At 35.3% G+C, this 8,151-nt stretch carries 8 protein-coding genes; 7 read left to right on the top strand and 1 reads right to left on the bottom strand.

What is annotated here, in order from left to right; genetic code table 11:
* Positions 1-367: 367 nt before the first annotated feature.
* Complete coding sequence (locus AHA02nite_RS08595) at positions 368-1,642, bottom strand: BaiN/RdsA family NAD(P)/FAD-dependent oxidoreductase (protein WP_146816342.1); 1,275 nt, start codon at positions 1,640-1,642, stop codon at positions 368-370.
* Positions 1,643-1,732: 90 nt separating this feature from the next.
* Here AHA02nite_RS08595 and AHA02nite_RS08590 point away from each other — a divergent pair, with 90 nt between their 5' ends.
* The 7 genes from AHA02nite_RS08590 (at position 1,733) to trmB (ending at position 8,134) form a co-directional block, all read left to right on the top strand.
* Entirely contained in the window at positions 1,733-3,355 is a 1,623-nt protein-coding gene (locus AHA02nite_RS08590; RefSeq protein WP_146816340.1) for a putative polysaccharide biosynthesis protein, read from the top strand.
* 11 nt (positions 3,356-3,366) lie between these two features.
* Positions 3,367-4,077 (top strand): pseudouridine synthase, encoded by a 711-nt coding sequence (locus AHA02nite_RS08585; RefSeq protein WP_146816338.1) that lies wholly within the window; start codon positions 3,367-3,369, stop codon positions 4,075-4,077.
* A 15-nt stretch (positions 4,078-4,092) separates the two neighbouring features.
* Positions 4,093-4,647, top strand: a complete 555-nt coding sequence (thpR, locus tag AHA02nite_RS08580; RefSeq protein ID WP_146816336.1) for an RNA 2',3'-cyclic phosphodiesterase — start codon at positions 4,093-4,095, stop codon at positions 4,645-4,647.
* Between the two features lies 1 nt (position 4,648).
* Positions 4,649-5,536, top strand: a complete 888-nt coding sequence (locus AHA02nite_RS08575; RefSeq protein WP_146816335.1) for an NERD domain-containing protein — start codon at positions 4,649-4,651, stop codon at positions 5,534-5,536.
* A gap of 58 nt (positions 5,537-5,594) precedes the next feature.
* The gene (locus tag AHA02nite_RS08570) at positions 5,595-6,500 is read left to right on the top strand and encodes a diacylglycerol/lipid kinase family protein (protein WP_146816333.1); all 906 of its coding nucleotides are present in this window, start codon (positions 5,595-5,597) and stop codon (positions 6,498-6,500) included.
* Positions 6,501-6,608: 108 nt separating this feature from the next.
* Positions 6,609-7,406 carry a phosphotransferase family protein gene (locus tag AHA02nite_RS08565; protein WP_146816331.1) on the top strand — a complete coding sequence of 266 codons (798 nt, stop codon included), beginning with the start codon at positions 6,609-6,611 and terminating at the stop codon, positions 7,404-7,406.
* Positions 7,407-7,495: 89 nt separating this feature from the next.
* Positions 7,496-8,134, top strand: a complete 639-nt coding sequence (gene trmB, locus AHA02nite_RS08560) for a tRNA (guanosine(46)-N7)-methyltransferase TrmB (RefSeq protein WP_146816329.1) — start codon at positions 7,496-7,498, stop codon at positions 8,132-8,134.
* Positions 8,135-8,151 lie beyond the last annotated feature (17 nt).

Below are 8,151 nucleotides of genomic sequence, written 5' to 3'. Positions count from 1 at the left end.
CCGCCGGGCAATTTAAAAAGTTCAGTAAATACTGAGCTTTTTTTGTATTATTTTTCGACTCTATACTAAATGTGGTGGTGGCCATTGTCACAACAATCATGTTGCCGTTTCGATGAAGTTACCTGGCTCGAGCCATGCCCCTGCAAAAAAATACTGCGATAAGCGACCGTAGGGAGCATGAGCAGATGTTGCACCTGTGCCCTGCGGGTGAAAGCGAAGCATTTTGATGTAGCGATGATAAATGTATTCGTTAAAAGGGTAATAAGTGGATGGTGTAAAACATTACACCACCACATTTGAAACAGAATCATTAATAATACAAAAGCCAAAAAACCGAGAACATCGCAAGATGTCCTCGGTTTTTTCATTACTCTTCTATATAATTGGTAGCTCGTTGTGCTGAATTTAAGCCAGCGATATAGCCGGTGGAGAAGGCAGCAGTAATATTAAATCCTCCAGTATAACCATGAATGTCTAGTACTTCTCCACAGAAATAGAGTCGATCCATTATTTTGGAAGCCATTTCACTTGGTACTATTTCTTTTAAGGAAACGCCACCACCTGTAATAAATGCTTTTTCTATTGGTAATGTACCATTGACGTTTAACTCAAAATTTTTCATGTTATGAGCTAAGCTTATGACTTTCTTTTTCTCTAAGTGATGATAGGTTGTTGATGGATCAAGTTGTGCAAGTTCCATTAAATATAGTAAGACACGTTCTTGTATCATCGGTTTCCAAACCTGTTTAACCGATTTATTAGGTGATTGTTTGGATGCAGACATAAGTTGCTCTACTAATTGTTGTTCATTTATATCAGGGAAACAATCTATTGAAACCTTTAACTCATCAACTTTATGTTTTTTCAAAGCTTTAACAACGTATTGGCTTAACCTTAGTGCCGCTGGACCAGAAACGCCTTCATGTGTGAAGAGGAGATCCCAACGGTGAGTTTTTATTGGTTTACCATTTGGTTTTAGTGCCGTTATCGTTACATCTCGTAATGAGATCCCTTGTAATATCTTTTGTTTTATGAAAGGTTCATTTGATGTCATCGGAACTTCTGTCGGATATAAATCGGTAATTGTATGTCCTGCTTTTTTTGCCCAGGCATAACCTTGTCCTTCACTGCCGGTATGTGGTACTGATTTTCCTCCTACTGCAATGACAACAGAACTTGTTTCTATTTTTTCTCCATCATCTAATATAATCGTGTGATGATCTTCACCATAATGTATGGCATCAACTTTCGTGTTAAGCTTAGTGTTAATATCGTGTTGGTCGATTTGTTCTAATAGCCTGTTGACGACAGTGATTGCTTTATCATTCACTGGGAACATTCTACCTTTATCTTCTTCTTTTAGTTTAACTCCAAGAGATTCAAAGTAATCAATAATAGAATAATTGTTAAAGATCGAAAATGCACTGTATAGAAATTTTCCATTTCCAGGAATGTGTTCAATTAGTTCTTTATCAGGTAAGACGTTAGTTACATTACAACGTCCTCCACCGCTGATTGCTAGTTTTCTACCTAGTTTTTTCCCTTTTTCTATTAATAAAGTGTTTGCCCCATGACGGCCAGCTGTAATTGCAGCCATTAAACCAGAGGGTCCACCACCGATTACAACAACATCATATTTCAAATTTATTTCATACCCTTCTGCTCGTTATTTTTCTCCCTTCTATATGATAAAATAAAAGAGTTAGAAAGAACAATAATTGTAGGTGAAAATATGTCACAGTCAAATATATTAAGAGGCACGATGATGTTAACAGGTGCCAATTACTTATCAAAAGTACTAGGGTTATTATATGTTATACCATTTTTCGCTTTAGTAGGTGATACTGGAGGAACTTTGTATTCATACGCCTATAACCCTTTCCAAATATTTTTAACCATCTCATCTTTAGGCATACCTATGGCCATGTCTAAATTTGTTGCGAAGTATAATGCTTTGGAAGACTATCGGACGAAGGAAGTTATGTTTAAATCAGGTTTGTTTTTTATGTTTATAACAGGTTTGGTTTCATTTTTAATTATGTTTTTAAGCGCAGAGTGGTTAGCACGTATATTTGTCCCAGCAGATGGCAATTTCTCGAATTCATTAAGTGATGTGACGTTTGTTATTCAAATGGTTAGTTTTGCTTTACTTATTGTCGCTCCAATGAGTATCGTAAGAGGTTATTTCCAAGGACATGGTTCAATGGGGCCTAGTGCGATCTCGATTGTTGTCGAACAAATTGTGAGAATCGTTTTCTTATTAGCTGCAGGTTTTGTTGTGTTAAGAATTCTCGATGGTACGATCACGATGGCAGTTGGACTAGCTGCTTTTGCTGCATTCATTGGTGCGCTTGCTTCTAGCCTTGTATTAACGGCAATCTATCGAAAGCGAAAGCCATCAATCGAACGACAAGTAAATCAATCACGTAAGCGTGCTCCGAGTATTCCTCGGCGTGATATGTATCAAGAATTACTTTCATATGCAGGTCCATTTATATTAGTTGGAATAGCTACACCGTTATATCAATTAGTTGATCAAGTTACATTTAATCGAACAATGAGTAGTATCGGTCTTAGCGAAATTTCTGAGTCACTTCTTTCAGTCATTATTGTCTATGGTCATAAATTAGTGATTATCCCTGTTACGCTTGCAATTGGGTTAGCAATGGCATTATTACCGTCGATTACACATGCTTTTACACAAAATAATCATCAGGAGTATCAAAATTATATAAGTAAGGCATTCCAAATTGTTATGCTTTTAATTTTACCTGCATCTGTTGGTTTAGCCCTTTTATCAGACCAGGCTTATGGTACTTTATATTCACCTGAGGAAGTTGTCTACGCTGGGTCCATCTTAGCAGTGTATGCACCAGTGTCACTATTTTTTGCACTTTTTACTGTCAGTGCTTCGATGTTACAAGGTGTTAATAAGCAGAACTTCACATTAATTAGTTTAGGGATCGGCCTTTTAGTTAAAATAATTTTAAACGTACCACTCATAACCGTTTTACAAGCAGAAGGTGCTGTTATTGCGACAGGGATTGGTGTGTTAACGGCTGCAACGTTAAATGTCGTTAAGTTATACAAAGAAACGAAATTTGAGTTAAAGCCGTTGTTAAAAAAATCGTTGCTCATCATTATTTTAACGGCAATAATGGCGATCATTGTTGTCATTACGAACTGGCTATTAGGATTGCCATTTACTGACGGTACGCGTCTACAATACTCAACCCAATTATTTGGCTCTGTAACCATTGGTGCCTATGCTTATTTATGGTTAGCATACAAGACAACTTTACTACAACATTTACTTGGAGAAAGAGTTAACCGCTTTTCAAAACTGTTTATATAGGAGTATGATTTATGCGTTTAGATAAATTGCTAGCAAATGAAGACTTCGGCTCACGTAAAGAGGTTAAAAAATTAATTAAAAAAGGATCAGTTCAAGTTGATGGGGAAGTCATTAAAGATGTTTCCCATCATGTTGACCCTAATCAATCTGAAGTCGTTGTGAATGGAAACGTCATTGATTATCGAGAATTTGTTTACATTATGTTAAACAAACCTAAAGGTGTAATCTCTGCAACAGAGGACTCAAGACATGAATGTGTAACAGATCTATTAGACCCGTTTTATGATAAATTTAATTTATTTCCAGTTGGAAGGTTAGATAAAGATACAGTTGGCTTATTATTATTAACGAATGATGGAGAATTAGCTCACCAGCTTACATCTCCAAGGAAAAAAGTCGATAAAATATATGAGGCAACTATTAATGGGGTTGTTACAGAAGAAGATGTACAAGCTTTTAAAGAAGGTGTCATATTAGATGATGATTATGTAACGAAACCTGCTGAACTAGAAGTAACAGAAACAACTGATGAACACTCTTGGGTCGTTGTGACGATCTCAGAGGGAAAATTCCACCAAGTTAAACGTATGTTCCAAGCGAGAGGCCACGAGGTGCGATTTTTAAAACGACGTCAAATGGGAAGCTTATCATTGGATGAACAGTTACCATTAGGTGAATACCGCGAGTTAACCGAGCAAGAATTAGACCAATTAAAAACATAAAAGTGGTGATTTCTAGTGAACCATTATTTCATTGGTATCAAAGTGCCAAACCGAGTGGCATTGACCTTATCTCAATGGCAACAACATATCAAGCCTTATGTTAGTTATCGAGGGTGGGTTCATGAGTTAGATTTTCATCTTACGTTAAAGTTTTTAGGGCCTGTTTCAGAACAAAGTGTGGCTCAATTAGAAGAGTACCTTCAAGATATTACGGTTCCTCAGTTTGACATAAGCATTAATGGACTTAGCTATTTTGGTAAAAAAGAGCAACCGAGAGTATTGTTTGCAAAAGTTCAACTTGTAGAGCCGTTGAGTGATTTAAAAGAAAAAGTCGAAAAAGCAGCTGCAGCGCTTAATTTTGATCAAGACAAACGGTCATACAAACCACATATTACACTAGCTAAAAAATGGAAAGATAAAACGGTTTTAAGTACAAGTTTAAACAATAAGATTAATGATCCGATCAATCATTTTAGAGTTGAAGAGTTTCAACTGTTTAAAATTCACCCGCAAAATGAACCGAAATATGAAATCGTCAAAACTTTTACATTAAAGGAAACAGGTGAATAACATGGCACAGTTAGTCAAATTACAAGATTATATATCACGCTATGAAACAGATGTGTATCGTTACCCAGGACAATTCATTCGCCTAAAAAAAGAAAATTACGATGCCATTTATAATCAGTGGTATAACCAACAAGAACCGGTCGATGAAGAGGTTAATTACGAAGAAGAACAACCGCGTTGGAAGAATTGGTTTAAGCGTCATCATGAACCTGTAGAGGAACCAACAACTAAATTACCAAAAACTGAAGAAGAGTTGAAAGTGGAGTTTCTCGACAAAACATATCAATTTCAATTGAAGTGGGCTTCTAGTACATTACAAGAAGTATCATTTCTTGATCGAACGTATGAAATAGATCAGCGGCTCAAATATTTTTTAACTCGATTTCCTGACACTTATTTATTGATGTATTTCCCAATTTTTAAATTAAAGCATGCTCTCTTAGAAGCAGAAATCATTTTAATTACGCCAACTGAAGTTCTATGTATTAATTGGCTTGATGATGAAAGTAACAGTGTGTATGAGCCAGTAGATCAGCGAAAATGGCTTAAGAAAACTGATGAAACTGAGAGGATGATTGTTAACCCTAATATTGCTTTGAAGCGTATGGAGAGTACAGTAAGAACGATGCTAGATTATCATAATGTAAGCTTTGATATTAAAAAGTTAGTTTTTACTAGTCAAGGTGTGATTCATTATAATCACTTACCTTATCAAACAGAGTATGTTGATCGTGAAAACTATCAATCTTGGTTTCAATCAATGCGAGAAAGCAAAAATCCATTGAAACATAATCAGTTAAAAGTAACAGAGACTTTGTTATCTTATACTCAAACAACATCTATTAAAAGGCCTGAATGGGAAGATGTTGAAACTGATGAACAGTTTTGATGTGTTATTCACAAAAAGTATTCAAGTGTCGTTAAAGTAAACTTGAGGAGATCGAAAAATGTATGCATTTATTATTAATTATAAAGCAGGAAGCCAAAAAGCTTCTTCTGTCTATAATTACATAAAGGAAAGACATCATAACAAAATCTCACAACATAAAACTTACTATACACAGTATGAAGGGCATGCAACAGAGATTACTAAAACGATTGTGAATAGCGGTGAAGTCCAAACAATTATAATTATTGGTGGAGACGGAACAGTATACGAAGTTTTTAATGGCCTAAAAAATAACGACATTGCCATTGGTCTTATTCCAACTGGTTCTGGCAATGATTTTGCTAGAGGTTGTGGAATGGAACTGAACCCATATAAACAAGCTGATTTACTATTTCAACAACCTGAAAGCATGCTCTATTGGCTTGGAGAATATGAAGTTAGTGGAAATCAATATGTATTCGCTTCAAGTATTGGCTTTGGTTTTGATGGTGAAGTGGCCCAAACAGTTGATCAGTCTTCGTTTAAAAAATGGTTGAACATTTTCCGTCTAAAGCAACTAATTTACGTTTATGGCCTTATTAAAAACGTATTTACATACAAACCGAAAAATTTGTCTTTAAATGTAGATGGTGAATGTATTAAAATGGACAATACATGGTTAATCACGGTCAGTAATCACCCGTATTTCGGCGGTGGGATGAAAATAGCACCTAATGCTGAAGTGAATGATCAACATTTTACTATAACAACAGTTAGTAATATATCTAGAATGAAAATACTCTTACTATTTATAACGGTATTCTTCGGTAAACATACTAGCTTAAAAGAAGTAGATTGTTTTAATGGTTCAACGGTGTCTATTTCGAGTGATACCCCGTTAATTTACCAAGCAGATGGCTTTACGGACGAGGTTGATCAATGTCATATTCGTAAACACTTACAATCATTTTGTATTTTAAAATAAGTTTATTTTTATATTCTCTTGAAAAAACATACTAAAATAGGTTATTCTATTCTAGTCTGACTATTTAATAGAACTTGGACGACACGCAATAAAGTAGGTGAGTGAACGATGGAACAAGTACTAGGTTCCGATTGGTTAATAACGCCAGCTGGAGGAAGCTCGGGAGAAGCATATTTAGCTGAAAATAGTGACCAACAGAAATTATTCTTAAAAAGGAATTCCTCTCCGTTTTTAGCGATATTATCTGCTGAAGGGATTGTACCTAAACTCGTTTGGACGAAACGTTTAGCGGATGGGGATGTTATAACAGCGCAAAAGTGGTTAGAAGGACGCGTATTAACTAAGCCAGAAATGCAGCAAGATGAAGTCGTTCAACTAATTAGTAAAATTCACCACTCATCTGAAATTTTACACCTATTTATGCGCATGGGTAAGAAGCCGCTAGAACCTTGGCATTTACTTGTTAATCTACATGAAAAAAGTAAAAAACTATCAATTTCAGAAACTAGTATTGTGAAACAAACCGTTCAGTTTTTGACGAATCATATAAGCATTGTTGAAAACCATAAAAAGGTTGTGTGTCACGCAGACCTTAACCACGAAAATTGGTTATTAGGAGAAGATGACCATTTATACTTAATCGACTGGGATAATGCAGTATTAGCTGATCCGGCAATGGACTTAAGTATGTTACTATATCAATACATTCCAAGGTCTAACTGGGAACAATGGTTAGATCAATACGGCATCCAGCTAAATGATCATTTACTCGCTCGTTGTCAATGGTATATGACAGCACAGTCGTTATCATTTTATTTATGGCATTTAGAACGCGGTGATGACGAAGAAGCAGAGAAATGGAAACAGCAATTAACTAGCAATCAGCAATTATTTATAAAATATTAATCTATATCTATATCCTTGATTAATCTTGGATATAGATATTTTTATTGTATAATGGAAAATGAGACAAACATGAAAAGAAAGGTGTCATTATGAGACTACGAAATAAACCTTGGGCTGAAGGATATATTAAAGAAAATAGTGCAATAGTTGAACAAACACCATATGAACGAAAAGGTAGCTGGAATTCAATCTTCGATAAAGAGCAGCCAATCGCTTTAGAAATTGGAACAGGTAAAGGTCGCTTTATAGAAGGAATGGCGATGAAAAATCCTGACTTTAATTTTATCGGAATTGAACGCGATAAAAACGTTATAGTAAGTGCAATTGACAAAATAAAAGAACAGGAAATAATCAACGCGAAGTTAATGCATGAAAATGCACAAGATTTGCGGGATATGTTTGCTGAAAACGAAGTAGATCGTATTTATTTAAACTTTTCAGATCCGTGGCCTAAATCACGCCATGAAAAAAGACGCTTAACTTATCACACATTTTTAGAGCAATATAAAAGTGTTTTACATGATGAAGGTCAAATCATTATGAAAACGGATAATCGCAAGTTATTTGAATATAGCTTAGTTAGCTTTTCGCAGTTTGGAATGAAACTTGAAGATGTCACCCTAGATTTACACGCCTTAGAAGATGAGACAAATGTTATGACAGAGTATGAAGAGAAATTCTCTAACAAAGGACAGCCAATCTACCGTTGTATTGCATCTTTTAAATAAATGATATTGTATACAAA

This window comes from Alkalibacillus haloalkaliphilus (assembly GCF_007991275.1).
Lineage (GTDB): Bacteria > Bacillota > Bacilli > Bacillales > Alkalibacillaceae > Alkalibacillus > Alkalibacillus haloalkaliphilus.
The sequence above is the reverse complement of the archived record's forward strand: the minus strand, read 5'-3'. Positions and strand labels throughout refer to the sequence as shown.